20 protein-coding genes, 1 tRNA gene and 1 pseudogene are annotated in these 24,242 nt (G+C 63.9%); 12 read left to right on the forward strand and 10 right to left on the reverse strand.

The window, feature by feature from the left end:
• Nucleotides 1–53 precede the first annotated feature (53 nt).
• Both HDG33_RS37115 and HDG33_RS02960 read right to left on the reverse strand, forming a co-directional pair.
• Nucleotides 54–305, reverse strand: a complete 252-nt coding sequence (locus HDG33_RS37115; RefSeq protein WP_084753953.1) for a hypothetical protein — start codon at nt 303–305, stop codon at nt 54–56.
• Nucleotides 306–536: 231 nt separating this feature from the next.
• Nucleotides 537–1,790 carry a cupin domain-containing protein gene (locus HDG33_RS02960; protein ID WP_184022456.1) on the reverse strand — a complete coding sequence of 418 codons (1,254 nt, stop codon included), beginning with the start codon at nt 1,788–1,790 and terminating at the stop codon, nt 537–539.
• Nucleotides 1,791–1,822: 32 nt separating this feature from the next.
• On the opposite strand from HDG33_RS02960, the gene HDG33_RS02965 reads away from it, so the two are divergent.
• A complete protein-coding gene (locus tag HDG33_RS02965) occupies nt 1,823–2,365 on the forward strand; it encodes a peptidylprolyl isomerase (RefSeq protein WP_184022458.1) in 543 nt (180 codons plus the stop codon).
• Here the strand turns inward: HDG33_RS02965 and HDG33_RS02970 are convergent.
• The 4 genes from HDG33_RS02970 to HDG33_RS02985 all read right to left on the reverse strand — a co-directional run bounded on the left by HDG33_RS02970 (nt 2,345) and on the right by HDG33_RS02985 (nt 8,970).
• Nucleotides 2,345–3,772: a hypothetical protein gene (locus tag HDG33_RS02970; protein ID WP_409258953.1), complete on the reverse strand. Its 1,428-nt coding sequence runs from the start codon at nt 3,770–3,772 to the stop codon at nt 2,345–2,347. The genes HDG33_RS02965 and HDG33_RS02970 overlap by 21 nt on opposite strands.
• A complete protein-coding gene (mutS, locus tag HDG33_RS02975; RefSeq protein ID WP_184022462.1) occupies nt 3,759–6,446 on the reverse strand; it encodes a DNA mismatch repair protein MutS in 2,688 nt (895 codons plus the stop codon). Before mutS ends, HDG33_RS02970 begins: the two co-directional genes overlap by 14 nt.
• 208 nt (nt 6,447–6,654) lie before the next feature.
• A complete protein-coding gene (gene lplT / locus HDG33_RS02980) occupies nt 6,655–7,953 on the reverse strand; it encodes a lysophospholipid transporter LplT (RefSeq protein WP_184022464.1) in 1,299 nt (432 codons plus the stop codon).
• Between the two features lie 213 nt (nt 7,954–8,166).
• Nucleotides 8,167–8,970, reverse strand: a complete 804-nt coding sequence (locus HDG33_RS02985) for an inositol monophosphatase family protein (protein WP_184022466.1) — start codon at nt 8,968–8,970, stop codon at nt 8,167–8,169.
• Nucleotides 8,971–9,379: 409 nt separating this feature from the next.
• Here HDG33_RS02985 and HDG33_RS02990 point away from each other — a divergent pair, with 409 nt between their 5' ends.
• Entirely contained in the window at nt 9,380–10,210 is an 831-nt protein-coding gene (locus tag HDG33_RS02990) for an RNA methyltransferase (RefSeq protein WP_090800702.1), read from the forward strand.
• Nucleotides 10,211–10,465: 255 nt separating this feature from the next.
• Nucleotides 10,466–11,302, forward strand: coding sequence for a serine O-acetyltransferase (gene cysE, locus HDG33_RS02995; RefSeq protein ID WP_184022468.1), 837 nt, complete (start codon nt 10,466–10,468; stop codon nt 11,300–11,302).
• Nucleotides 11,303–11,347: 45 nt separating this feature from the next.
• Here the strand turns inward: cysE and HDG33_RS03000 are convergent, their stop codons facing one another.
• From HDG33_RS03000 to HDG33_RS03015, 4 genes are all read right to left on the reverse strand, one after another.
• Entirely contained in the window at nt 11,348–12,145 is a 798-nt protein-coding gene (locus HDG33_RS03000) for a UDP-2,3-diacylglucosamine diphosphatase (protein ID WP_184022470.1), read from the reverse strand.
• A 63-nt stretch (nt 12,146–12,208) separates the two neighbouring features.
• A complete protein-coding gene (locus HDG33_RS03005; RefSeq protein WP_184022472.1) occupies nt 12,209–12,703 on the reverse strand; it encodes a peptidylprolyl isomerase in 495 nt (164 codons plus the stop codon).
• A 124-nt stretch (nt 12,704–12,827) separates the two neighbouring features.
• Entirely contained in the window at nt 12,828–13,409 is a 582-nt protein-coding gene (locus tag HDG33_RS03010; RefSeq protein WP_184022474.1) for a peptidylprolyl isomerase, read from the reverse strand.
• 50 nt (nt 13,410–13,459) lie between these two features.
• The gene (locus HDG33_RS03015; RefSeq protein WP_184022476.1) at nt 13,460–14,251 is read right to left on the reverse strand and encodes a tetratricopeptide repeat protein; all 792 of its coding nucleotides are present in this window, start codon (nt 14,249–14,251) and stop codon (nt 13,460–13,462) included.
• Between the two features lie 250 nt (nt 14,252–14,501).
• On the opposite strand from HDG33_RS03015, the gene cysS reads away from it, so the two are divergent.
• The 9 genes and pseudogenes from cysS to HDG33_RS37120 form a co-directional block, all read left to right on the forward strand.
• The gene (gene cysS / locus HDG33_RS03020) at nt 14,502–15,899 is read left to right on the forward strand and encodes a cysteine--tRNA ligase (RefSeq protein WP_184022478.1); all 1,398 of its coding nucleotides are present in this window, start codon (nt 14,502–14,504) and stop codon (nt 15,897–15,899) included.
• 47 nt (nt 15,900–15,946) lie between these two features.
• Nucleotides 15,947–17,101, forward strand: coding sequence for a DNA-3-methyladenine glycosylase (locus tag HDG33_RS03025; RefSeq protein ID WP_184022480.1), 1,155 nt, complete (start codon nt 15,947–15,949; stop codon nt 17,099–17,101).
• A 128-nt stretch (nt 17,102–17,229) separates the two neighbouring features.
• Nucleotides 17,230–18,201 carry an acetyl-CoA carboxylase carboxyltransferase subunit alpha gene (locus HDG33_RS03030; protein WP_090800690.1) on the forward strand — a complete coding sequence of 324 codons (972 nt, stop codon included), beginning with the start codon at nt 17,230–17,232 and terminating at the stop codon, nt 18,199–18,201.
• 53 nt (nt 18,202–18,254) lie between these two features.
• Entirely contained in the window at nt 18,255–19,712 is a 1,458-nt protein-coding gene (gene tilS / locus HDG33_RS03035; RefSeq protein ID WP_184022489.1) for a tRNA lysidine(34) synthetase TilS, read from the forward strand.
• A gap of 415 nt (nt 19,713–20,127) precedes the next feature.
• Nucleotides 20,128–21,378 carry an aspartate kinase gene (locus tag HDG33_RS03040; protein WP_184022491.1) on the forward strand — a complete coding sequence of 417 codons (1,251 nt, stop codon included), beginning with the start codon at nt 20,128–20,130 and terminating at the stop codon, nt 21,376–21,378.
• Between the two features lie 180 nt (nt 21,379–21,558).
• Nucleotides 21,559–21,652, forward strand: a tRNA-Ser gene (locus tag HDG33_RS03045).
• 146 nt (nt 21,653–21,798) lie between these two features.
• Nucleotides 21,799–23,013 (forward strand): site-specific integrase, encoded by a 1,215-nt coding sequence (locus tag HDG33_RS03050; RefSeq protein ID WP_184022493.1) that lies wholly within the window; start codon nt 21,799–21,801, stop codon nt 23,011–23,013.
• A 323-nt stretch (nt 23,014–23,336) separates the two neighbouring features.
• Nucleotides 23,337–23,564, forward strand: a complete 228-nt coding sequence (locus tag HDG33_RS03055) for an AlpA family transcriptional regulator (protein ID WP_184022495.1) — start codon at nt 23,337–23,339, stop codon at nt 23,562–23,564.
• A gap of 280 nt (nt 23,565–23,844) precedes the next feature.
• Nucleotides 23,845–24,108, forward strand: a pseudogene (locus HDG33_RS37120) (transposase); the annotation flags it as partial.
• Nucleotides 24,109–24,242: the final 134 nt, after the last annotated feature.

The following is a 24,242-nucleotide window of genomic DNA, read 5'->3' on the forward strand; positions in this document are numbered from 1 at the left end:
TCATGCGCAGGCGCTGTAGCGGGAGCGCCGCTACAGCGCCGAACCGTTGCGGCTTACTGGCTTGCGCCTGCTGCCGGCGATGCTGCTTCAGCCGGCGATGCTGCCATTGCCGGCGATGCTGCTTCGGCCGGCGATGCTGCTTCAGCCGGCGATGCCGCAACTGCCGGCGATGCTGCTTCAGCAGGCGATGCTGCCGCCGGTGCGGACGCAGCTTCCGACGGTGCAGCAGCCTGATCGTTGCTCTTGTTGCATGCAGCGAGTGCCACAACTGCCAACAGGGATGCTACGAGGAGGGATTTCTTCATGATCACGTCCTTTTATGGTTTAAAGGTAAGCAACAGCGCAAAATAAAACCGGTAATGTGCTCCAACACCGACCTGGGCCGCTGGTGGAGATGCTCTTTTGACGAGCTGGAATCTTCCCTACGGCTTGGGCGGAAATTATATGCACTTTCGTACTGACAGTCGATAAATGCGGGTCAATACGTTGTCTTTCTCATACAAAATTTCACCGTACGGTATAACAGGCGGGCAGAGTTACGCAATCTCGCCTACCTGTATCCAGCCCGCACAATACCACTCGTGTAGCAGTGCTGTCACCGATGAATCGTGCGATAGTGTTACAAAGCGTATCGCACTCATGCACCGCAGATTTGCGAGTTCAAACAGCCATTTTTTCGCGCCGGTCCACGATATTTCTTCTCCATTTACGAAGAAAAAACGTCGTTCATACAACAGGTTAGTCTTGCGATCGAGCCGTAGACCGGATCTCGACGCCGCGCCGATGAAACGGGCTTCGTTGAGCGGCCGTTGCGGCGGATCGAAGACGACACTCGGCTTGGGTTCGCTGAGGTACGTGCCAAGGAACGACGCAATGTCCTGCTCATTCCATCGCACTTTAGCAAGCATCGCGCCCACCCGTTCGACGAGCGCCGCGGGCAACTCGGCCGGCTGTTCGACGGCGGCCTGCCGTGGGTCGCGATAAAGGGCGCCCGCCTTGCCCGTGGCCTCTCCGCGCTCGGCCAGGTGGTAGAGGAACTGCGCGGTCAGCTCGCTTTCGGAGGGCGCGCGAAAACCGATCGAGCAGGTCATGCATTCGCCCTCGGCGATGCCGTCGTGCGCGATGTGCGGCGGCAGGTACAGCATGTCGCCGGGCTCGAGTACCCACTCCTGTGCGTGCTCGAAGTGCTGTAAAACCTTCAACGGCAAGCCGGGCTGCAGCGTCAGATCTTTCTGCGCGCTAATGCGCCAGCGGCGCTTGCCTTTTACTTGCAAAAGAAACACATCGTAGGAATCGAAGTGCGGGCCGACGCCGCCGCTATCGGTCGCATACGAAATCATCAGGTCGTCGAGACGCGCGTCCGGCACGAAACGGAAACGGTCGAGCAACGCGCGCGCGCGGTCGTCGTGCAGATCCACGCCCTGCACGAGCAGTGTCCATGCGCGCTGTTTGACGGACGGCAGTTCGTCGGGCGCGAACGGGCCGTGCTCCAGCTGCCATTTGTTGCGGAAGTGCGTGATCAGGCGCGCTTCGACGTCGTCCCGATCGGCCAGCTCGAACAGCTCGTCGCGCGACAGCGGCGCTTCGATGTCCGGAATCGCCTGACGGATCAGCAGCGGCTTTTTCTGCCAGTAGCGGCGCATGAATTGCGACGGGCTCAGATGGCCGAGAAGTGCGGTCGGAACGTCGGGCGAGGGCGGAAGAATGGGCCGCGTGGCCGGCTTTGCAGTAGACGGCGAATTGCTTGCCGAACCTGCATCGGCCGGGAGGTGAGTGGGCCGCCTGGGCATCGTATAATGTGAGTTGTATTTTGGAGAATCGAATGAAAATCGCAAAGAACACCGTCGTGTCGGTCGCCTACAAGCTGTCGGATGCGCAGGGCAATCTGATCGAGGAAAGCGAAGAGCCGATGGTCTATCTTCACGGCGGCTATGATGGCACGTTCCCCAAGATCGAGGAAGAGCTCGACGGCCACGAGGCTGGCTTCGAGACCCAGATCCAGCTCGAGCCGCAAGACGCGTTCGGCGAATACGATCCCGAGCTTGTGAAGATCGAGCCGCGCGATCGCTTCCCGGAACCGCTCGAAGTCGGCATGCAGTTCGAAGGCACCCCGGAAGATGGCGACGAGGAAATCGATGCGCTGGTGTACGTGGTGACCGACGTCGCGGAAGACAAGGTCGTGCTCGATGGCAATCATCCGCTCGCCGGCATGGCGCTGCGTTTCGCGTTGACCGTCAGAGACGTGCGTCCGGCTACTGAAGACGAAATCCAGCACGAGCACGCGCATGGCGCGGACGGCCTCGAAGTTCTCGACGACGATGAAGACGAGGACGAAGAAGACAGCTCAAAACCGACCCTGCACTGAGCTTGCGGGCATGCGCGGTGTCGTCACGGGGGCAGGCGGCACCGATGCGGGCAACGCAGGCGAGGCTGGCAGTATCGACCCCGGCGGCATCGAGATAGCGGGCCCATAGTCGCTGCCGCCCTGGTCGGACGGGATGCGCGGCTGCTGCTCCTGCGACTCTCCAGGCGTCTGCAATACGGGCGGCAATTCCGACGCCGGCCCGAAACCTTCCACATTCGGCATCTCCGGCGCAACCGGCATCGACGCGCCGGATTCGTCGCGCGGCGATGCGGGCGGCAAGACCGGCGGCGTGGCGGGCAGCGGCATCTGCTTCGGCACGTCGCGCACGCTGACTCTGAACGGCGGCTTCCTGCCGAAATCCGCTTCTATCTGAATCCATTGGTTGAGACGATCATGCGGCGCGAGCGCAATGCGCGTGAGGTTCGTCACGACCGTCCCCTTGTCGTTGCGTAGCGGCTGATCGATGACGAAACCGCCGGCCGGCCGGTCGTCGTCTGCATGAATGACGACCACGGGTCCGGGGAAAATCTGCGCGAGCTTGACCAGACTGCGCTTGAATTCCAGAAAGCCGTCGCGGCGCGAGCTATGTGCGAAGTGCAGCCAGGCGAACCGTTCGTGTCGCTCGTAGCGCTCCGGGTCGAAGTCGCCTTGAATGAACACGACGATCGCGCGCGCGTCGCGGCGCTTCGCGTATTCGGCCGCGTGCTCGAGCCAGAATGCGTTGGCGATCACGCGATCTTCGAACTCGCCGTTGCGGCCGCCCGCGCTCAGGTAGTGGTTGTTCGGACCTGGCGCGTTCAGGCCGATGAAGACGATGTCGCCGGCTTTGGTGTTCGCTTTGTCGTTCGTTTTTTCGTTGACCACCCAGCGCACGTTTTCACGGAACGGGCGGAAGCGCGACACCTCGCTCTCGCGCGTCAACGCGATCGGGTTCTGCCCCATCGACGTTGGATCGGCGAACAGCGTTTGCCGCAACTGGTCGAGCCGCTCGACCGGATCGAAGCCGCCGGCTTCCGCCGTGCCGCAATCGACCCAGTCATGCTGGCCGGGGATAAAGAAGAGGGCGGTGCGCGAGCTGTCGAGCAGCGCGTGGCGGCGCTCGAACAGCGCGTCGCGGCAAACTTCCTTTGGCCCCTTCAGATTGCCGTCGTAGACGATGAAGCGCACGTCGCGCTCGCGGCCGATCGCCTCGAGCAGCCGTTGCGTGGCGGCTTCGTCGGCGGGGCTGTGCATCGTGCCGGAAATCACCGCGAACGCGAAGCGCGAGGCCTCAGCGCGCGCCGGCGCGGTCCATGCGCACACTGCCACGAGCACGACGATGCCGCCTGCCGGTGCGAGCACTTGGCGCAGCGCCGCGCGAAGCCCGCGCGGGCGCGGCGGGTGTCCCGCCGTGTCAGTGGTCCGCATCCGGCGCGACGGCCAGTTCATGCAGTTCGTACAGCAGATCGAGCGCTTCGCGCGGCCGCAGATCGTTCGGATCGATGCCGCGCAGACGCTCGACGAGCGTCTGCATCGCGAGCGACGCAGGCGTTGCGTCGCTCGCCGCCTCGTGGTCGTCGTCCGCGTCTTCGGCGAGCATGGCAGGCTGCGTCGCGAACAGATCGAGTTGCGGCGCGGGCTGCGCGGCCGATTGCTGCTCCAGATGCGCGAGATGCTTGCGTGCCGCGCGGATCACCGCGTTCGGCACGCCGGCGAGTTGCGCGACCTGCAGACCGTAGCTCTGATTGGCGGGCCCTTCGTTGACCGCGTGCAGGAACACGATGCCGTGCCCGTGCTCGACTGCCGACAGATGCACGTTGGCCGCGTGCGGAAACTCCGCGGGTAGTTGCGTCAGCTCGAAATAGTGCGTCGCGAACAGCGTGTAGCAGCCGTTGTGGGCGAGCAGGTGGCGCGCGATCGCCCACGCGAGCGCGAGGCCGTCGAACGTCGACGTGCCGCGGCCGATCTCGTCCATCAGCACGAGGCTTTGCGGTGTCGCGTCGTTGAGGATCGCGGCGGCTTCGGTCATCTCCACCATGAAGGTCGAGCGGCCGCCGGCGAGGTCGTCGGCCGCGCCGATGCGCGTGAAGATGCGGTCGATCGGTCCGAAGGCCGCGCGCCGCGCCGGTACATAGCTGCCCACGTAAGCGAGCAGCGCGATCAGCGCGGTCTGGCGCATGAAAGTCGACTTACCGCCCATGTTGGGACCGGTGATCAACAGCAGCTTGCGCTCGGCCGCGAGTGAGCAATCGTTGGCGATGAACTGCTCGACCTGCGCCTCGACCACCGGATGACGACCCTGCTCGATGTCGATACCCGCGTTCGCCGAGAACGTCGGCGCAACCCAGTCGAGCGCGCGAGCGCGTTCGCCGAGCGCGGCCAGCAGATCGAGTTCGGCGAGCGCGAGCGCAACGCGCTGACAGTCGGGAATGAACGGCAGCAACGATTGCAACAACGCGTCGTACAGTGCGCGTTCGCGCGCGAGCGCGCGTTCCTGCGCGGACAGCGCTTTGTCCTCGAAGGTTTTCAGCTCCGGCGTGATATAGCGCTCGGCATTCTTCAGCGTTTGCCGACGGCGATAGTCGTCCGGCACCTTGTCGGTCTGGCCGCGCGTGACTTCGATATAGAAGCCGTGCACCTTGTTGTACTCAACGCGCAGATTGCTGATGCCGGTGCGCGCGCGTTCGCGTGTTTCGAGATCGATCAGGAACTGTCCGCAGTTCTCCGAAATATCGCGCAGTTCGTCGAGCTCGGCGTCATAACCACGCGCGATGACGCCGCCGTCGCGCACCATCGCGGCCGGCTCTTGCGCGACCGCGAGCTTCAGCAAATCGACGCACGCGTGCGGCGGTTCGAGCGCCGCGTCGATGCGCGCAAGCGAATCCGCGTTCGAGGCCACCGCCGCGAGCTGCGCGCGCAATGCAGGCAGCGCGATGAAGGTATCGCGCAGGCTTGACAGATCGCGCGGCCGCGCCGACAGCAGCGCGAGACGTCCGGTGATCCGTTCGATGTCCGAAATCTGCCGCAATGCGCTGCGCAATGTATCGAGGTCGGCGCCCGGCGGCGCGTCGAGCAACGCGCCGATCGCCTGCTGACGTGCCTGCGCCACCGCCGAATCGCGCGGCGGATGATGCAGCCAGTGCCGCAGCAGGCGGCTGCCCATCGTCGTGCAGCAGGTGTCGAGCAGCGAGCACAGCGTCGGCGATTCGGTGCCGCGCAGTGTCTCCGTGAGTTCGAGGTTGCGGCGCGTGGCCGGATCGAGGCCGATGTATTCGGATTCGTATTCGACCTTCAGGCTGCGCACATGGCGCAGTTGCTGGCCCTGCGTGGACGCCGCATACAGCAGCAACGCGCCGGCCGCGCCGCACGCGCAGCCGAGCGAATGCGCGCCGAAGCCGTCGAGGCTAGCGACTTCGAGCTGGTCGCACAGGCGCTTCGTGCCCGAGGTGATATCGAAGTGCCAGGCCGGTACACGCTTGAGCGCGCTGGCGTTGACAGGCGGTGTCCAGCTGGTCGAATCGGCGCTGGCGTCGGCGACCAGAATTTCCGCGGGACGGATGCGCTCCAGCGCGGCGGCGACCTGATCGGGCGCGACTTCGGCGAGGCGCAGCGCGCCGCTCGCGAGATTGAGCCACGCGAGACCGACGCTCGTGGCGACACCGCGGCGATTGTGCGCGACGCCCAGCGCGAGCAGATAGACGTCGCTCTTGTCGGACAGCAGCGCGGCGTCGGTCAGCGTGCCAGGCGTAACCACGCGCATGACCTTGCGCTCGACCGGGCCTTTCGAGGTGGCCGGGTCGCCGATCTGTTCGCAGATCGCGACCGATTCGCCGAGCTTCACGAGCTTGGCCAGATACTGTTCGACAGCGTGATGCGGCACGCCGGCCATCTTGATCGGATTGCCCGCCGACGCGCCGCGCTGCGTGAGCGTCAGGTCGAGCAGGCGCGCGGCTTTTTCCGCGTCATCGAAAAAGAGTTCGTAGAAGTCGCCCATCCGGTAGAACACCAGCGTGCCCGGATGCTCCGCCTTGATGCGCAGGTACTGCTGCATCATCGGCGTGTGTTGTGCGACGTCGTTGGACGCTGCGGTTTGAATACCCATCCTTCGTGTCTTCTTGCGGTAGATGCTCAGGGCGTGAGTTTAACCCGCCGGCGCGGCGAGCGGACCCTGGCCGAACGGACGATGCCCAACACAAGAGCTGAATGTCAGCATGACCTATTCGATCAAAGCGGGGGTTGCACGCCGTCGCGGCGGGTTACGGCCGTCGAGCCGAGCCTCGCGCTGTCATTGCTGGAGCACCGTGATGCATTCATTCCTCGATCATCGCCCGCATGTCCACCCTGCGTTCGTTCGCCGCGCTGCGGCGTTTCGCGAGCCACATCAGCAGCGTGATGAAGGTGCCGAACACGACGATGATCCACTGGGCGGGCATCTTCGCCGTGAGCAGCAGCGCGTACACGCCGAGCATCAGCAGCACCGCGAGGTTCTGGTTGAAATTCTGCACGGCGATCGAGTGACCGGCCGACAGCAGCGTCGCGCCGCGATGCTGCAGGATCGCATTCATCGGCACGATGAAAAAGCCCGACAACGCACCGAGCACGATCATCAGCGGATAGGCCAGCAGAATGTAGTAGGGCGCGACGTGCGTGCCGAAGCGCAGGCCCGCGCCCGCCGGGAACAGGTCCTTGTTGTAGAAGGCCATCGCGATCGCCACCGCGCCCGTCAGCACGCCGACCGGCAACACCTTCAGCGAGTGGCGCAATGGAATCAGCGCGGCCGCGCCCGCCGCGCCGATCGCGATGCCGAAGCCGGTCACGCCTTGCATCACCGCCGCCTTCGACAACGACAGCCCGAGGTTCACGTTCGCCCATTTGAGCACCAGCAGCTGCATCGTCACCGCGGCGCCCCACATCAGCGTGGTCACCCACAGCGCGATCTGCGCGAGCTTGTCGGCCCACAGCACCCGGAAGCAGTGATGGAAATCGCCGACCAGCTTATTCGGCTCGGTCAGCCGGTTCGGATAGCGCGCGCCAGTGTCCGGAATGAAGATGTTGATCGCGGCGGCGATCGCGTAGGTGAGCATGACCGCGCCCATCGCGAGATCGGCGGCCGAGCGGATCAGCGGCATATGCGCACGCGTGACGAAATGCTCGACGACGGTGCTGATCAGCGCACCGCCGAGCATCGTGCCGGCGATCGTCGACAGCACCGTCGCCGATTCAAGCCACGCGTTCGCCTGCACGAGCTTTCCGGCGGGCAGCAGCTCGGTGAGGATGCCGTACTTGGCGGGCGAATACGCGGCTGCGCCGAAGCCGACCACGCCGTAGGCGATCATCGGATGAACGCCCAGAATCATCATCAGGCAGCCGCTCGCTTTCAGCGCGTTGGAGATGAACATCACGTGGCGCTTCTGCATCGAATCGGCGAACGCGCCGACGAACGGCGCGAGCAGCACGTACGAGATCGTGAAAAAAATCTGCAGCAGCGGCGTAACCCACGCGGCCGAGCGCATCACGGAAAGCAGGGCGATGGCGGCGATCAACAGCGCATTGTCGGCCAGCGACGAAATGAACTGTGCCGCGATGATCGTATGGAAGCCTTTTTTCATGGGGCAGATTGGAGGCTGCGCCCGGGGCGAAAGTCGGGCAGGGTCAAAGCGGCATGGAGCAGGGAACGGTCCCGGCCGAGTACCGTCCCGAATAACTTCCCGCTTTTTAGCACGACGCTCCGGACACTGGAGCGCCGCCAACAGAAAAGCGGCCGAAGCCGCTTTTCTCTGCAACCGTTATGCGTTGCCGCGGACCTGCCGCGGCGGCGCACCTTACGCCGACTGCTGGCGCGTGCGGCTGTAGCGCGACAGGATCGGAATCATCTGCGCGTAGACCTTCGGGTTGCCCGCGACGACTTCGCCGACGTGCAGGAACTCCGAATCACCGGTGTAGTTGCCGACCAGGCCGCCGGCTTCGGTGATCAGCAGGCTGCCCGCCGCGACGTCCCATGCGTTCAGGCCCTGCTCGAAGAAGCCGTCCATGTGGCCGGCCGCGACGTTGGCCAGATCGAGCGCGGCGGCGCCCGGACGGCGCAGGCCGGCGCAGGCTTCGGTCATCTCGGCGAACTGACGGCCGTACGATTCGAGGCTGTCCTGCGCGCGGAACGGAAAGCCGGTGCCGATCAGGCAGTCGGCCAGGCGGTCACGCTTGGCGACGCGGATGCGGCGATCGTTGAGAAACGCGCCACGGCCGCGCGATGCGGTGAACAGATCGTTGCGGGTCGGATCGTAGACGACGGCCTGCGTGACGACGCCCTTGTGCGCGAGCGCGATCGACACGCAGTAGTAAGGGAAGCCGTGGATGAAGTTGGTGGTGCCGTCGAGCGGATCGATGATCCACTGGTATTCGGAATCGTGGTCCGACTTGCCCGACTCTTCGGCGAGGATGGCGTGATCGGGATAAGCGGTCTTCAGCGTTTCGATGATCGCCGCTTCGGACGCTTTGTCGACCTCCGTGACGAAATCGTTGTGCTGCTTTTTGCTGACCTGAATCAGGTCGAGATCGAGCGATGCGCGGCTGATGATTTGAGCTGCGCGGCGCGCGGCCTTCACAGCGATATTGAGCATGGGATGCATAAACTGATCCTTGTGCCGGGGCAGCACGGCTGCCGGCCGGTAAATAAGCGCGAAACTGCGCTGACGGGCGCCGCAACGACGCAAAAACAGCACGGAACGGCAGACCGGCTATCAAACCGGAGAGCATTCCGTCGACGGAGACGAATTGAATAAGAACGGTGCGACCGGTTCGACGCAAGCTTCAGCAAACGTCGGCGCCGGACGCGAAAAGCGGTATTTTACCTGAGTCCGGGCGCCCTCGCGCAGGTGCTCGCTCACGTGCGGCTGATGTACCGCACAGGCGCCCGCCGGTGCCGGCCCGATGCTGCGCCCTCGTCCGCGCGCGTGGCTCGCGCGTGCGCCTGATTCGGCATAGGTGCCCGTTGGCGCTACCATACGCGTCTTGAGTCCTAGCCAGCCGAGTTTCATCGTGGATCACACCCACCATTCCTCCGACCCCGCCGTGGCCGATTTGCGCGGCGGCTTCACGTCGACGCGTTTCGTGCTGGTCGAGCCCAGCCATCCGGGCAATGTCGGCGCCGCGGCGCGCGCGCTGAAAACCATGGGCTTTTCGCGGCTCGTGCTCGTGTCGCCGCGCGTGCCGAACGTGCAGAACGACCCCGAAGCGATCGCGATGGCGAGCGGCGCCGACGACGTACTCGCCTCCGTGCACGTGGTGCCGTCGCTCGCCGATGCACTGACTGGCGTGCACTGGTCGATTGCGCTGACCGCGCGGCTGCGCGAATACGGTCCGCCGCAATGGACGCCGCGTGCGGCTGCCGCCGCCGCGCACGCTGAGGCGATGCACGGCGAGATCGCGCTGGTGTTTGGCAACGAGCGCACGGGCTTGTCGAACGAGGACGTCGAGCGATGCAGCGCGATCGCGCATATTCCGGCCAATCCGGCCTATAGCTCGCTCAATCTCGCGCAGGCGGTGCAGGTGCTCGCCTACGAGCTACGCACCGCGTACCTCGGCGCCGACGAAGCGAGCGACGGCGCACCCACCGCGGGAGCGCACGCGGCGCCGGCCGAATCCGCCGCTCCACGTGCGCAGATGGCGGCCAGCGACGAGATCGAGAGCATGTTCGCGCATCTGGAAAGCGCACTGGTCGCGCTCGAGTTTCTCGATCCGGCCAATCCGAAGAAGCTGATGTCACGGCTGCGGCGGCTCTTCGCGCGCTCGGGCCTCGAGCGCGAGGAGGTCAACATCGTGCGCGGCATCGCCAAGCACATCCTGCTCAAGACCAGGCGGACCGGCTGACGGTCCGTTGACCAGCCCGTGACGGCGCACCTGATGCGCCGCCTTCGTCTGACGACAACCTTGCAGGTGACGGGGACTTCCGGCAGGTTTCGCGCAATCGCCCTACAATCCACGAAACGTTAGAAGCAAAGCTGCCGCCGTGCCAAGCGGCAGCGATGCCGTTAGCTATGGCGCGAAACGCAGAGTCCCGCGCATGCGCAAACCGCGCGGATTCGCTCACGCAGACGGTTTTCCCCCAACAATACAGTCCCTGCCATGTTCACGAGACTTCGCGAAGATATCGCCACCATCCGCGAGCGCGATCCCGCTGCCCGCAGCGCATGGGAAGTGCTCACGTGTTATCCGGGGCTGCACGCGCTCGTGCTGCATCGGATCGCTCACGCGTGCTGGCGCGCGAAGCGCCGCTGGCTCGCGCGTTTCGTGTCCCAGATGGCGCGCTTCATGACCGGCATCGAGATTCATCCGGGCGCGAGCGTCGGGCGGCGCGTGTTCATCGATCACGGCATGGGCGTCGTGATCGGCGAGACCGCGCAGATCGGCGACGACTGCACGATCTACCAGGGTGTGACGCTCGGTGGCACGTCGCTCACGCGCGGCGCGAAGCGGCATCCGACGCTCGAGCGTGGTGTGATCGTCGGTGCGGGCGCGAAGGTGCTCGGCGGCTTCACCGTCGGCGCGGACGCGAAGATCGGATCGAACGCGGTCGTGACGAAGCCGGTGCCCGCGCGTGGCACGGCGCTCGGCAATCCGGCGCGGATCATCGTGCCGGCCGCGGCGGCTGCGAACGGTGCGAACGGTGCGAACCCGAATGCGAACAACGCCGCGCGTGACGCGAAGCGCGGCAGCGAAATCAGCGCGTTTTGCGCATACGGCATCACGCCCAACGCGGACGATCCGGTTTCGCTCGCGATTCACGGTCTGATCGACCATGCGGCTACTCAGGCGCGACGTATCGATGAAATCGTCGATGCGCTCGAGCGGCTCGGCACGAGCCTCGAAGGTCTGCAAGGCGCGGATGCGGCGTTGCTCGATTTGCGGCGGCTATCGGCGGCGATCGGGGGGAAGGTGGAGGGGCTGGCGGGGGAGCGCTAGGTATCGGCGCCTCGGCAGCGCGAAGCGCACGCCGTACCCACGAGGTCAATCCAGCGGCAACGCTCGAATCCCGTCGGCATCGATCTTCAGATAGCCGCCCCGGCGCTCGCCGTGATCGAAATCCCAGTCGGGCAGAACCCAGCGCGTGCCGCCCGGCTCGCGATGCCGCGCGGGCAGATGGGTATGCCCATGAATGATCGTCGCGGTCTTCGATTTCCTGAACAGCGCGGCGACACCTTGCGGGGTCACGTCATACTTGATCGGCATCGGCCGCGTGCGGCCATGCTCGCTCTTCGAGCGCATGTTCTCGGCGAGCTTGCGACGCCAACGAAACGGCCACGCGAGAAACAGAATCTGCGCGAGTCGATTGCGCGCGAAACACCTGAACAACTGATAGCCGCGATCCGCGGTGCACAGACCATCGCCATGGGCGAGCGCAATGCGCGTGCCGAACGCGGTAATCACGAACGGATCGGGCAGCCAGATCGCGCCGGCCGCTTTCATGAAGCGCTTGCCCAGCAGAAAGTCGCGGTTGCCGTGCATGATGTAAAGCGCGATGCCGCGCTCGGACAGCGTGTGCAGCAGCGCCGCAATATGGGCGACGAACGGCTCGCTCAGCATGTCGTCGCCGACCCAGTACTCGAACAGGTCGCCGAGGATGAACACCGAGTCGGCCGCTTCCGCGCTCACGCGGATGAAATGCTCGAACGCGGCGACCGTGCGCGGAATCGCCTCGCTCAGATGCAGATCGGAGAGGAAGAAAAAAGGGCGCGCGGCGTGCGGGCGTCGGCCCTCGCCTGGCACGCCCGCGGCGACGCTTCGCAGCGGCGTCTCTTGCAGCATTGAAGGTGCCTGATTTCAGTTCAAAGGAGTCGACGCCCGCATGAGGCGCGACTCACTCACGGTTTAGCCGACGACGACAGCTTTTTCGATCACGACATCATCGACCGGCACGTCCTGATGGAAGCCCTTCGAACCGGTCTTGACCTTCTTGATCTTCTCGACCACGTCCATGCCTTCGATGACCTTGCCGAACACCGCATAGCCCCAGCCTTGCGGCGTCGGCGACGAGTGGTTCAGAAAGTCGTTGTCGTTCACGTTGATGAAGAATTGCGCGGTCGCCGAATGAGGGTCGTTGGTACGCGCCATCGCGATCGAGCCGTTCTCGTTCTTCAGACCGTTGTTCGCCTCGTTGGTGATCGGCTCGGCCGTCGGCTTCTGCTTCATGCCGGGTTCGAAGCCGCCGCCCTGGATCATGAAGCCGTCGATCACGCGGTGAAACACCGTGTTGTCGTAGTGGCCGGCCTTCACGTAGTTCAGGAAGTTCTCGACCGACTTCGGTGCCTTTTCGGCATTCAGCTCGAGTTTGATGAGGCCGTGGTTCGTATGCAGTTCAACCATGATGGAATCCTTTGATGAACAGGTGGATAAAAGGCGCGGCGCGTCGTCATGTGCTGACGACCGGCCGCGCCGGGGCGTTGGTTGGGGCCGGGCTTCGGCCGCGCGGGTTTGCTTGCCCGTTCTTTTACTTGCTCACCACCGTCGCCGACTGGATCACGACCGGCTTCTGCGGCACATCGCTCATCGGGCCGCGCGTGGTGGTGGGCGTGGCTTCGATGCGTTTCACGACGTCCATGCCGCTCGTGACCTTGCCGAATACCGCGTAGCCGTTGCCGTCCGGATTCGGGTAGTCGAGATTGGCATTGTCCACCGTGTTGATGAAGAACTGCGCGGTGGCCGAATTCGGGTCGCTGGTGCGTGCCATCGCGATCGTGCCAGCGGTGTTCTTCAGACCGGTGCGGCTCTCGAGCGGAATCGGCGCGCGCGTCGGCTTCTCGACGAAGCTCTGCGTATAGCCGCCGCCCTGGATCATGAAGCCCGGAATCACGCGATGGAAGATCGTGCCGCTATATTGGCCGGCTTTCACGTAGTCGAGGAAATTGGCGACCGTCTTTGGCGCTTTTTCGGGATACAGCTCGACGCGGATGTCACCCTCCGACGTCTTCAGCAGCACGGAAGGATGAGCGGCCTGCGAACCGGACTGCGCAAAGGCGGGTGCGTTTGCGATCAGGGCGGCGCTGCCGAGCGCCAACATCAACCATTTCATGAAAGTCCTCGGGGTTGGAGAAAACTTGCGGCAGGCGACGAGCCCGGCGCTCAGCGCGACGGCGCCATGTACGGCGGCATGGCGAGCGAGCCATTCGGGCCGCCGAACTGGAAGCTCGGGCTGTCCGTGATGTTCGACGTGGGGTGCGCGGCGGGCACGGTCGTCTGCTCGGCGGCAGGCTGTGACGCCGCGGCAGCGGGCGTTGCCGGCGACACGACCTTCTGGATATCCGCGAGACGCTGCGCGGTCCTCGGGCTCGCCTTGCCGAGGCTCTCCGCGCGACGGTACGCGGCATCGGCGAGGCGCAGATAGAGGTCACCGAGGTTCTCGAACGCGAGGCCGTAGTTCGGATTGACCTGAGTGGCCATCTCGAGCGCCGCGCGCGCTTCGGTCAGACGGCCTTGTCTCGCGAAGAGTGTGGCGAGGTTGTTGTACGGCTCGGGCAACTCGGGATACAGCTGCGTGAGTTCGGTGAACGCTGTGATCGCTTCGTCGTCGCGATTCAGATGCACGAGCACGTTTGCACGTTTGAACTTCGCTTGTGCGTCGCGCGGATTCGCGGCGACGCGCGCATCGAGTTGGGTCAGCGCGGCTTGCCAGTTTTTCTGCGCGATCGACGCGTCGATTTCCGGCGTATTGTCACGCACGGCGGGGCCTTGCGGCATCACCGCGGTCTTCTGCGCATAAGCGCTCGCGACCGGCACCGCGGCAAGTGCGGCAACGACGGTGACGCGCCACGCGAGGGCACGCGCCGCTTCCAAAGTAACGCCACCGACAACGTTGCCAAACGCAGTCGCGGCGAGGGTCGCAGCGCTGTGCGCGCGGCCGCTGGAGTGTTTCATAGGCTCAGGTCTGGATGTTATACTCCGAGCCATTCTAACAAAAGGTCTGCGCGTTCCGTCGAACCGCCGACTGTCTTTTCGCCACTCGTGGCCGTCTCCGCCCGGTTCGCAGCCTCGTCTGCAGCCTGATCGCCGCACGAGGTGCGCCGGTTTCAGCTGTATGCGATGCACCCGTTCTCCTGTTCGTTTCGCGGGTCGCGGCGCGCATGAAGCACAATGCGGACTTCTTTCGGCCCACGCACCGCTCTCTATGGAATCTCTGCGCATTTACAACACGCTCGCGCGTGACAAACAGACTTTCGTGCCGCTGCGCGAAGGTGTCGTGCGGATGTACGTCTGCGGGATGACCGTGTACGACTATTGTCACGTCGGTCATGCGCGGGTGATGGTCGTGTTCGACATCGTGCAGCGCTGGTTGCGTGCGCTTGGCTACAACGTGACTTACGTGCGCAACATTACCGATATCGACGACAAGATCATCAAGCGCGCAGTCGAGAACGGTGAAACCATCAAATCGCTGACCGATCGCTTCATCGCCGCGCTGCATGAAGACGCGGACGCGCTCGGCATCGAGCGTCCGGACATCGAGCCGCGCGCGACCGACTTCATTCCGCAGATGCTCGGCATGATCGAGACGCTCGAGAAAAACGGCTACGCCTACCAGGCGAGCGACGGCGACGTCAACTACGCGGTACGCAAATTCGCAGGCTACGGCAAGCTGTCGGGCAAGTCGCTCGAAGACCTGCGCGCTGGCGAACGCGTCGCGGCCAACGACGCGAAACAGGACCCGCTCGACTTCGTGCTGTGGAAGCAGGCGAAGCCCGAGGAACCGGCCGACAGCGGCTGGGATTCGAAGTACGGGCGCGGTCGTCCCGGCTGGCACATCGAGTGCTCGGCGATGGGCTGCACGCTGCTCGGTGAACAGTTCGACATTCACGGCGGCGGCCAGGACCTGCAGTTTCCGCACCACGAAAACGAGATCGCGCAAAGTGAGGCCGCGACCGGACAAACATTCGTCAATTACTGGATGCACAACGGCTACGTACAGATCGACAATGAGAAGATGTCGAAGTCGTTGAACAATTTTTTTACGATTCGCGAAGTGCTCGCGCAGTACGATGCAGAGGTGGTGCGTTTCTTCATCGCGCGCGCGCATTACCGCTCGCCGTTGAACTACAGCGACGTACATATCGACGACGCGCGCAATGCACTCGCGCGTTTGTACACGGCGTTGAAAGACGTGACGCCCGATAGCGCCGTGCTCGACTGGAACGAAGCGTACGCGCAGCGTTTCCAGGCGGCAATGAACGACGACTTCAACACGCCGGTGGCCGTGTCGGTGCTGTTCGAGCTGGCCACCGAAGTGAACCGCACGCGCGACCCCGCGCTGGCCCGTCAATTGCGCGCGCTTGGCGCGGTGCTCGGGCTGCTCGGACGCGAACCGCGTGCATACCTGCAGCAGGCAGCGGGTGCTGCAGCCGAAGGCGCGCTCGAGCCCGCCGCGATCGAAGCGAAGATCGCCGCGCGCATCGCCGCCAAGCAGGCAAAGGACTATGCGGCAGCAGACCGGATCCGGGCCGAATTGCTCGATGCCGGCGTTGCCCTTGAAGACAAACCCGGCGGGTTGACCGAGTGGCGGCGCGTGTGAGCGCACCTCGTACTTCCCTCTGAACGACTCGCCAGGCAGGAGGCAGGATGGCAACGGCCACGAAGACGCCGGCTAAACGCGCGGCGTCTCAAACCAGTGCGGCAGCCGCGGCATCGGCTGCCGCGGCATCGGCTGCCGCAGCATCGGCTGCCGCAGCATCGGCTGCCGCAGCATCGGCTGCCGCAGCTCAGTCGACTCGTGCGGGCGACGGCGCGGTAGACAAAGCGCCCTCGAAAGCGGGCGGGGCGGCGGCGAAAGCCGACTCGACCGCGGCAAAGAAGAGCGCGGCCAAACGCTCGCTCAATGGCGCGGCCACTGAAGCTGCGCACGCGCCTGCGAAACGCGCGAAAACGGCGTCGCGTGCGAAGGGCAACGGTGCGTTGCCGGCCAAACTCGCGGCCGAGCTCGCCGGCGACGTGCAGGAACTCGCGCGCGACACGAACGCGGGCGAAGTCGTGCGCAAGACGCGCGTATCGGCCACCTCGGCGAGCACGGCCAGCGCGGGCGGCGAAGCGGCCGGTGTCGCATCGCTCGCGAACGAAGTCGCGGTGCCGGTGCAGATCGGCGGTCTCGCGCCTGAAGTCACGCGTCCCGCGTATTGGGACAAGGCGTGCGCGGATCTCGTCAAGCGCGATCGCATTTTGAAGAAGCTGATTCCGAAGTTCGGCCCCGTGCATTTGCTGAGTCGTGGCGATCCTTTCGTCACGCTGGCGCGCTCGGTGGTCGGCCAGCAGATCTCGGTCGCCTCGGCGCAGGCCGTGTGGGCGAGGGTCGAAGTCGCGTGTCCGAAGCTCGTGCCGCAGCAGTTCATCAAGCTCGGTCTCGAGAAGCTGACCGCGTGCGGTTTGTCGAAACGCAAGGCCGAATACGTGCTCGATCTCGCGAGGCATTTCGTGTCGGGCGCGTTGCACGTCGGCAAGTGGACGTCGATGGACGACGAGGCGGTGATCGCCGAACTCACGCAGATTCGCGGCATCGGCCGCTGGACCGCGGAGATGTTCCTGATTTTCAACCTGTCGCGTCCCGACGTGCTACCGCTCGACGACCTCGGCCTGATCCGCGCGATCAGCGTCAACTATTTCAGCGGCGAACCCGTCACGCGCAGCGAAGCGCGCGAGGTTGCCGCGAACTGGGAGCCGTGGCGCACGGTGGCGACCTGGTACATGTGGCGTAGTCTCGATCCGTTACCGGTCGACTACTAAAGAAGAACAGGAAACGAAGCCGTTTCAAAGACTATTGCGTATATGATATCGATAGTTGAGAAATGGTTTTGACATCGGCGCACACGGTTAGAATACGCGCTGCCCGGTAAGTCCAAGGATTACAACCAATGAAGACCACGTTTCTGGATTTCGAACAGCCGATCGCTGAACTCGAAGCGAAGATCGAAGAATTGCGCTTCGTGCAGGACGACTCGGCCGTCGATATTTCGGAAGAGATCGAGCGGCTGTCCAAGAAGAGCCAGCAGCTCACCAAAGATCTGTATGCGAACCTCACACCGTGGCAGGTTTCGCAAATCGCCCGTCATCCGCAGCGTCCGTACACGTTCGACTACGTGAGCGAGCTGTTTACCGATTTCCATGAACTGCATGGCGACCGCAACTTCGCGGACGATCTGTCGATCGTCGGCGGTCTCGCGCGGTTCAACGGCCAGGCGTGCATGGTGATCGGTCATCAGAAGGGCCGCGACACCAAGGAGCGCGCGCTGCGCAACTTCGGCATGCCGCGTCCGGAAGGCTATCGCAAGGCCGAGCGGCTGATGCGCCTCGCCGAGAAGTTCGGCCTGCCGATCTTCACGTTCATCGACACGCCGGGCGCGTACCCGGGCATCGGCGCGGAAGAGCGCGGCCAGTCCGAAGCGATCGGCCGCAACCTGTACGTGATGGCCGAGCTGAAGACGCCGCTGATCGCGACGATCATCGGCGAGGGCGGCTCGGGCGGCGCACTCGCTATCGCGGTGGGCGACAGCGTGCTGATGTTGCAGTTCTCGACTTACTCGGTAATCTCGCCGGAAGGCTGCGCATCGATCCTGTGGAAAAGCGCCGCCAAGGCACCGGAAGCAGCGGAGGCGCTCGGCCTGACCGCGCATCGTCTGAAGGCGCTCGGTCTGATCGACAAGATCGTCAACGAGCCGCTCGGCGGCGCGCATCGCGATCCGAAGGGCATGGCGGCGATGCTGCGCCGTGCGCTCGCCGATTCGCTGCGCCAGTTCCAGGGTATGAGCACCAACGACCTGCGCGAACGCCGTTTCGAACGGCTGATGGCGTACGGCAAATTCAAGGAAACGACGCCGGGCGCATAAGCCCGCGCGTTGGCCTGTCTCTTTCGTCCACCGGCGCTTTCCGCGCTAACGACGTGACCACCACCGCCGACTCATCCGCCGAGCGCCTCGTGATCGAGGCGCTCGGCGCCGCGCTGTCCGGGCTCGATTCGAACGCGCGCATTGCGGTCGCATTCAGCGGCGGCGTCGATTCGAGCGTGCTCCTAGATGCGGCGGTGCGCGTCGCGGGTGCGTCGCGCTGTATCGCGCTGCACGTGCATCATGGTTTGAGTCCACATGCCGATACGTGGCTCGCGCACTGCGAGGCTTTCGCGCGCGAACGTGGCGTCGAATTCGACGCGCGACGCGTGGATGTTTCGCGCGCGCCGGGCCTGAGCATCGAGGCCGCGGCACGCGACGCGCGTTATCGCGCGCTCGAAGCGATGTGCGCAACGCACGGCATTGGCACGCTATGGCTCGCGCAGCATGCGGACGATCAGGCCGAGACCGTGCTGCTGCAACTGCTGCGCGGCGCGGGGCTCGCGGGTCTCGCGGCGATGGCGCCCGGCACGCTGCCGACAGGTGCGTCGACGACACGTGTGCGGCCGCTTTTGCATCTGCTGCGCGCGCAGCTCGAACACTATGCGAGCGCGCGCAAGCTGCGCTGGATCGACGACGAATCGAACGCGGACACGCGTTATGCGCGCAACGCCTTGCGTCATCAGGTGATGCCGGTGCTCGCGGTGCACTTCCCGGGCTATCGCGATGCGCTCGCGCGCACGGCCGCGCATTCGGCATCGGCGCAGCGATTGCTCGACACGCTCGCGCGCGCCGACATGGAAAGCGCGTCGCGCGATGAAGGACGCGCCCTCGCGCACGACGCGCTGCTCGCTCTCGACGACGATCGCGCGCTGAATCTGCTGCGCTACTGGATGCGTACGCTCGGCTTCGTCGCGGCATCGAGCGCGCGTGTCGCGGATGCACTGCGGCAGTTGCGCGAAGTGGCTGCGGGGCAGGACGGACATCGGCTCCGCATCGATCATGCGGGGCATGCGTTGCGCAGCTATCGCGGCCTCGTCTACTGGGAAGCCGGCGATAGCAGCGAACCCGCCGACGAAACCGCGCTCGTCGAGCGCGAGATCAGTGAACTCGCGTGGCAAGGGCAAGAGATCTGGCATTTGCCGCAATGGCGCGGCACGTTCGTGTTCGCGATGGTGGATGAAGCCGCTGCTTCCGACGCAGCGCCACGTAACGAAGCATGCGACATGGTTCCCGTCAGCGTCCTGCAACGAGCCTCTCTAAGCGTGCGGGCGCGCCGCGGCGGAGAACGCATGCGCGTCGGTGTGCCGAACACGCCGAGCCGCACGCTGAAGAACCTGTTTCAGGAGCGCGGCATTCCCGCATGGAAGCGCGACGTGCCATTGCTTTACGTTGGCGATGAACTGCTGTTCGTGCCGCTGATCGGCCTGAATCGCGGGACCGTGCGCGACGCATCTCCAGAGCGCGAAGCGTGCGTGAAAATCGTCTGGCGCGAGGATCTGCTGATCGCCTGAGCGCCGGTCGGACAGTCGCGCAAGCCGTGCGTGCAGATGTCGAAAGCGTGAAACAGGGCGCAAATCAACCATAAAACAGGCCATTGCAGGCCTGATTCGACGCATTTGAGCGCTCGTTGCGTCTTGTCTTTTTGCGCCTAATCAGGTACTTTAGCTTGTTTGCCCGACCCGATTTCGCCGTCGCTTTTGTCGCTATCGGTCGTTAGTGTCGGCAGGCGTGCGTGATCCGTCGTCGCCGTTCAATTCCGATCAGCCATTTGCGATTTCATCCCGGGCAAATCCGCGCGTGCTGCACGCGTGCTGCATCTACGCCGCCACACACTTTGCCGCCGTTCACGAGACGTTGCGCCCCTGTGCTTTCTGTGCGGTCGTCTCCAGCGCGCCAGCGCGGTTTCTCTTCCAGTTCAGAACGACAATGGCACTCATCGTACATAAATACGGCGGCACCTCGATGGGCTCGGTCGAGCGCATCAAGAACGTCGCCATGCGCGTCGCGAAATGGCACAAGGCCGGCCATCAGATGGTCGTCGTGCCGTCGGCAATGTCCGGCGAAACCAATCGCCTGCTTGGCCTCGCGAAAGAAATCACGACTCAACCGAGCCCGCGTGAGCTCGACATGATCGCCGCCACCGGCGAGCAGGTCAGCTCGGGTCTGCTCGCGATCGCGCTGCAGGAAGCCGGCGTCGAAGCGGTCAGCTACGCAGGCTGGCAGGTGCCGGTCAAGACCGATAGCGCGTTTACGAAAGCGCGCATCAGCGACATCGACGGCGAGCGCGTCATGCAAGACCTCGCAGCCGGCAAGGTGGTCGTGATCACCGGCTTCCAGGGCATTGACCCGGACGGCCACATCACGACGCTCGGCCGCGGCGGCTCGGACACGTCGGCAGTCGCGGTCGCGGCCGCGCTGAAGGCCGACGAGTGCCTGATCTACACGGACGTCGACGGTGTGTACACGACTGACCCGCGCGTCGTTGAAGAAGCGCGCCGGCTCGACCGCGTGACGTTCGAAGAAATGCTGGAAATGGCCAGCCTGGGTTCGAAGGTGCTGCAGATCCGCTCGGTGGAATTCGCCGGCAAATATCAGGTGAAAACGCGCGTGCTGTCGAGCCTGACCGATCCGCTGATGCCACTCGACGAAGAAATGAAGTCGGGCACCCTGATTACTTTTGAAGAAGACGAGACCATGGAAAAAGCAGTCATCTCGGGTATCGCGTTCCAGCGCGACGAAGCTCGTATCGCCGTGATGGGCGTGCCCGACAAGCCGGGCATCGCGTATCAGATTCTCGGCCCGGTGGCGGACGCGAATATCGATGTCGACATGATCATCCAGAACCAGAGCGTCGAGGGCAAGACGGCATTCACGTTCACGGTTGGCCGCGGCGACTATGCGCGTGCAATGGAAATCCTCACCGGCACGGTAAAGGCGCACGTCCAGGCCGAGCAGGTGCTGGGCGACCCGAAGGTGTCGAAGGTGTCGGTGGTCGGCGTCGGGATGCGCTCGCACGTCGGCATCGCCAGCAAGATGTTCCGCACGCTGTCGGAAGAGGGCATCAACATTCAGATGATCTCGACCTCGGAGATCAAGATTTCGGTGTTGATCGACGAAAAGTACATGGAGCTCGCGGTACGCGCGCTGCATAAGGCCTTCGAACTCGATCAGGCATAAGTGGCGGGAAAAACGGGGCGCTCTAGAGCGTCCCGTTTGTTTTGTGGCGTTCATGTGAATGAATTGCGTGATGAGACGCCACGTTGGCACAAATAATGTTCGTCAGACATTGACCTTATCGACCCGGCCCGCTATCATCTTGGCTTCGTCGCACTGACTCCCTGTGCGACAGAAAGTTTGGGAGACGTGGCCGAGAGGTCGAAGGCACTCCCCTGCTAAGGGAGCATCTGGGCCAAAACCTGGATCGAGGGTTCGAATCCCTCCGTCTCCGCCAGGAGCACCTCCCGGGGCATCTCACAATGTCCCGGACCAAACCCCGGAAGGCCGCCACATGGCCTTCCGGGGTTTTTTCTTGTGCCGGACCTTCCCGCTCCATACCACCCAATCGCAAACAAAAGTATGGGTAGAAAGGAGGCAGTCATGAGCACGATTTCACGCTCCATCCACCGTCTTTCCGCGCTCGGCGTCGCGCGTCTGAAGCAGCCTGGCCATTACTGCGATGGCGGTGGTCTGTACCTTCAGGTGTCGGTGGCGCGTACGCGCTCATGGGTCTACCGCTTCAGGCGCAAGGGCCGGTTGCGTGAGATGGGCCTGGGGCCACTGCATGTCGTCTCGCTTGCCGATGCACGCGAGCTCGCAGCCCGCTACCGGAAGATGCTTTTCGAAGGTGTCGATCCGATCGAGGCGCGCCGTGCCGAACGCGCGCAGCAGCTTGCGATGGCCGCACATAACAAGACGTTTGATGAGTGCACCAAGGCATTCATCAAGGCCAACCGTGCAGGGTGGAAAAATGAAAAGCACGTGACGCAATGGGAGAACACCCCGGCCACTTACGCTTCTCCATTTTTCGGCCAGCTTTCCGTGCGCGATATCGATACAACGCTCGTCGTGAGTGTTCTCGAACCCATCTGGGAGGCGAAGCCCGAGACGGCCAGTCGCGTGAGGGGGCGCATCGAGTCGGTGCTTGACTGGGCAACCGCGCACAGGTATCGGGAGGGAGAGAACCCGGCACGATGGAAAGGCCATCTCGACAAAATCCTGCCGGCGCGCATCAGGGTGCGCAAGGTTCGGCACCATCCCGCGTTGCCCTTCGGCGAAGCGCCCGCATTCATGAAGGCTCTCAAGGCTCAGGATGGTCTCGCAGTACGCGCGCTGGAACTCGTGATTCTCACTGCGGGCAGGACCAACGAAGTGATCGGCGCGATACGCAGCGAGTTCGATCTCGATGCCGCGACGTGGACAATCCCTGCGGAGCGGATGAAGGCTGAGCGCCCGCATCGGGTTCCGCTGTCCGCGTCGGCTCGTGCACTGGTTCGCCGCCTGCTTGATGAGACGGACGGAGAACTGGTCTTTCCGGGCGCGAAGAAGGGCAAGCCGCTGTCGAACATGGCAATGCTTGCCGTCCTTCGCCGCATGAAGCGCGCCGACCTCACCGTGCACGGCTTTCGTTCGACCTTCCGCGACTGGGCCGCCGAATGTACGACGTACCCCAACGAAATGGCCGAAATGGCGCTCGCTCACGCGGTGGACGACAAGGTTGAGGCCGCCTATCGTCGAGGGGACATGTTCCAGCGACGCAGGCAGATGATGGATGACTGGGTGGCTTACTGCAGCCCGAAAGCGAAAGCAGCCTGATGTCGTGCGCGGATTGTCTGAGGCCTTGTCGGCGCGGCCGCTGCGAACAGGTAGGGTTTCCTGGCGCACGCATCTCTCACGGGCCGCAAGGATTAGTTTCGGGCAAATCGCGAAGTTTCGCTCTCTGGTGGCTTGCCGGTGGGAGGATTGCCCCGTCGTCCCTGGAGAGTGGGAACAGCAGGGAATCCAGGGGAAATCGCCTTCGGAGTGTGGCTCCGGATTTCCGCAATCCTGTTCCTCATCGCAAGTTTGCAGCGCCTTCTGCGACAAGCTAGATTGGCGATGTCCGGGGTTATCCGGACGTAGTCGGGAGGGCCAGGACAATGGACGAACAGATTGTCGAACGCGCTGGCGCGAGAGTGCGCCTGATTCGCGTTCGCGAGGTACGTACCCGCGTTGGCCTCGGTGCAAGCACTGTATACCGGTATCTGGCGGTAGGGAAATTTCCACGGCCGGTGGAGATTGGCGGCGGCAGAGTAGCATGGCTGGAAAGCGAGATTGACGCATGGATTGCTAACCGCATGGAGGCGGGACGGCGCGGGCCAGGATGAAGTGGCTTATTCTGGTACTCCGAGTGCGATGTTGTCATCCATGCAATAAACGTACCGTGCGTCGTACTGCCAGGTATTTTATGCGGGACGCCATCGACGCACGCAATTGCTTGCTAGTCAGACAAAGGCGCCCCGGTTCTCCAGTACGGTTGGAACCATAGTGAATGGTAAGGGCACGCGCCAGGCGGCCTCACGAGCTTGATTCGTAAAGGCATTGAGCTTTCCTTTCGCTGTACCTTGCTCCCATTCTAGGGTGATTCGTGTAGTTCGTCTGGCATTGCAATACACCTCCATTGCCTTCGGGCGGCGCTGCCGAGAAGCCGGCGTACAACCGTCGATGGGGACCGCCGGCGACGCTTACGACAACGCGATGTGCGAGTCGTTCTTCGGCACGCTCGAAGCCGAACTGCTCGGTCGCGAACACTTCGCGACCCACGAACAGGCAAGGCGGCGTCTGTTCTCGTTTCTGGAGAGCTGGTACAACATACGCCGCCTCCACAGCAGCATCGGCTACTGTTCGCCGCTCGAATTCGAAAACCTGCATGCGCAAAATCAAAGCATATCGTCGCGCGGGTTGTCCACCGCCGGGCAGCGTCGTGGTCGTGACAGGCGACCCGCCGCCCGACCGTGGACAACCCGCGATTTGATCTTATCGGGAGGTACCTCACCGCATTAAAC

The sequence above is a fragment of the Paraburkholderia sp. Cpub6 genome (assembly GCF_014201065.1).
GTDB lineage: Bacteria > Pseudomonadota > Gammaproteobacteria > Burkholderiales > Burkholderiaceae > Paraburkholderia > Paraburkholderia tuberum.

What these genes read in the sequence shown, in the direction of transcription:
- HDG33_RS37115 (WP_084753953.1), bottom strand. Translation starts at nt 305, where the DNA reads ATGAAGAAATCCCTCCTCGTAGCATCCCTGTTGGCAGTTGTGGCACTC.
- HDG33_RS02960 (WP_184022456.1), bottom strand. Translation starts at nt 1,790, where the DNA reads ATGCCCAGGCGGCCCACTCACCTCCCGGCCGATGCAGGTTCGGCAAGC.
- HDG33_RS02965 (WP_184022458.1), top strand. Translation starts at nt 1,823, where the DNA reads ATGAAAATCGCAAAGAACACCGTCGTGTCGGTCGCCTACAAGCTGTCG.
- HDG33_RS02970 (WP_409258953.1), bottom strand. Translation starts at nt 3,772, where the DNA reads ATGCGGACCACTGACACGGCGGGACACCCGCCGCGCCCGCGCGGGCTT.
- mutS (WP_184022462.1), bottom strand. Translation starts at nt 6,446, where the DNA reads ATGGGTATTCAAACCGCAGCGTCCAACGACGTCGCACAACACACGCCG.
- lplT (WP_184022464.1), bottom strand. Translation starts at nt 7,953, where the DNA reads ATGAAAAAAGGCTTCCATACGATCATCGCGGCACAGTTCATTTCGTCG.
- HDG33_RS02985 (WP_184022466.1), bottom strand. Translation starts at nt 8,970, where the DNA reads ATGCATCCCATGCTCAATATCGCTGTGAAGGCCGCGCGCCGCGCAGCT.
- cysE (WP_184022468.1), top strand. Translation starts at nt 10,466, where the DNA reads ATGTTCACGAGACTTCGCGAAGATATCGCCACCATCCGCGAGCGCGAT.
- HDG33_RS03000 (WP_184022470.1), bottom strand. Translation starts at nt 12,145, where the DNA reads ATGCTGCAAGAGACGCCGCTGCGAAGCGTCGCCGCGGGCGTGCCAGGC.
- HDG33_RS03005 (WP_184022472.1), bottom strand. Translation starts at nt 12,703, where the DNA reads ATGGTTGAACTGCATACGAACCACGGCCTCATCAAACTCGAGCTGAAT.
- HDG33_RS03010 (WP_184022474.1), bottom strand. Translation starts at nt 13,409, where the DNA reads ATGAAATGGTTGATGTTGGCGCTCGGCAGCGCCGCCCTGATCGCAAAC.
- HDG33_RS03015 (WP_184022476.1), bottom strand. Translation starts at nt 14,251, where the DNA reads ATGAAACACTCCAGCGGCCGCGCGCACAGCGCTGCGACCCTCGCCGCG.
- cysS (WP_184022478.1), top strand. Translation starts at nt 14,502, where the DNA reads ATGGAATCTCTGCGCATTTACAACACGCTCGCGCGTGACAAACAGACT.
- HDG33_RS03025 (WP_184022480.1), top strand. Translation starts at nt 15,947, where the DNA reads ATGGCAACGGCCACGAAGACGCCGGCTAAACGCGCGGCGTCTCAAACC.
- HDG33_RS03030 (WP_090800690.1), top strand. Translation starts at nt 17,230, where the DNA reads ATGAAGACCACGTTTCTGGATTTCGAACAGCCGATCGCTGAACTCGAA.
- HDG33_RS03040 (WP_184022491.1), top strand. Translation starts at nt 20,128, where the DNA reads ATGGCACTCATCGTACATAAATACGGCGGCACCTCGATGGGCTCGGTC.
- HDG33_RS03050 (WP_184022493.1), top strand. Translation starts at nt 21,799, where the DNA reads ATGAGCACGATTTCACGCTCCATCCACCGTCTTTCCGCGCTCGGCGTC.
- HDG33_RS03055 (WP_184022495.1), top strand. Translation starts at nt 23,337, where the DNA reads ATGGACGAACAGATTGTCGAACGCGCTGGCGCGAGAGTGCGCCTGATT.